Annotated in this window: 1 protein-coding gene; it reads right to left on the reverse strand. The window is 58.9% G+C overall.

Annotated features, from left to right (window positions below; all coding sequences use genetic code 11):
• Positions 1-1,481: toxin VasX (locus IV01_RS02565; RefSeq protein ID WP_032631344.1), on the reverse strand; the 1,481-nt coding region annotated here is incomplete at its 3' end.
• Positions 1,482-1,498: the final 17 nt, after the last annotated feature.

Consider the following 1,498-nt stretch of genomic DNA (forward strand, 5'->3'; position numbering starts at 1 on the left):
ATGTCTTTCAGGCAGGCGTATTCGGTGAGCAGGGCGTGGTCGACTTGCTCGCTGTCTTCAATGTCGTAGTACCAGATGGCGCGGTGCAGGCGGTTCTTGATCAACAGATCAATGCGATCCTGGGTGATTTTTTCCAGCAACTCGTTCAGCGGCTGCAGCACCGCCCGTTGCTGCTTGAGAAAAGCATCCATGCGTGGGCGATCGATCAGTTCGTTGATACCGCGCTGGCCGAATTTGGCGCCGTACAGCGCGTCCTTGGTGGGTTTGTCCATCTGGCGATAAAGCTTCCAGAGGGTTTGACGGTGTCGGGCAATGAACTTGGCGCTGGTGCCGACGAAGCGTTGTTCAAGCTGATATTGCTGAATGGTGCTGGCGCGGGCCTCGATGCCGTCGTCCATGCTCAACCGATCTGGTTTGGCGTGGTCGAGGCGTTCCTGCAGGTCGGCTGGGACGTTGGGGTCGTTGAAGTACAGGCCCGCTTCCTGGCGGTTGTCCTGGCTCATGACCTCCCGCAAGGTCTTGCGTGTTTGACTGCTCTCAGGTTCGGGCAGGGTATCCAGATCATCCAGCAAGGCCTTGAGCGTCCGGTCCTTTTTTCCCCGTGCGCTCAGGTCTGCATCATTAATCTGGGTGATGGATTCGATGTAGCACCCCAGCAAGTAATCGCGCTCGACCTCACCGTTCTGACTCTGCGCCCAGCGGTCGATCTGCTCCACGACCTGATCCTGATGGCTGGCCAGATCACGCATCACGCCGACGTCGTCGCGCACCGCCAGAAACAGAAAATCACGCTTGTGCTCAGCCGTGACCTGGCTGGTGAATTCTTCAAGAATGGTTTGTCGGTACAGCGGCGCGTGTTCCCAGGTGTAGGGAATCTCGGTGCTTGTCTCGCCCGGCTTGTCCGCCCAACTGGCGCTGCATTCGGCCAGCCAGACGGCCATGCAGCGGTCATCGAACAGGTGCACGCCTTTGCCGTACTGGACGTTTTCGAAGCTCACGTGCTGCATGAAATACTCACGCTCCGCTGCGACTTTCATCACCTGGGCGCATTTGAACGCTGTCCACTGCACCTCGGAAAAGGCTACGTGCAGCGTGGCCGAGCGGGAAAACACCAGCGCTGGATCAGTCTCGATAACGGCAGTGCGACGATTCGCAACCACCTCGCTGCCCTTGAACAGCAAGGCGACCACCGAGCCGTCCTGAGTCTGGTACTCATGCAGCGAGCTCGTAGAGCTGTCGATGATGTACAAAAAACCATTGCGGATCAGGCGAAACCCCAGCGGCCGGGATTGCAGCTTGTACGGCATGGGAAGCTCACGGGACGGATCAAGGTCTTCGACCCGGCCATAGCGCACCGGCAGCAGTTGCAGGGTTTGCATCATCAGCGGGCACATTCCCTCCGCATCGAGGGGGTCAGCGCTTTGGGCTTTGGCGACGAGGTTGGCCATGTGCCCGCGCGGGGTCATGAAGGATTGAGTCATTGCAGGCTCCTTGCCTG

This window comes from Pseudomonas syringae, from assembly GCF_000737245.1.
GTDB classification, from domain to species: domain Bacteria; phylum Pseudomonadota; class Gammaproteobacteria; order Pseudomonadales; family Pseudomonadaceae; genus Aquipseudomonas; species Aquipseudomonas syringae_J.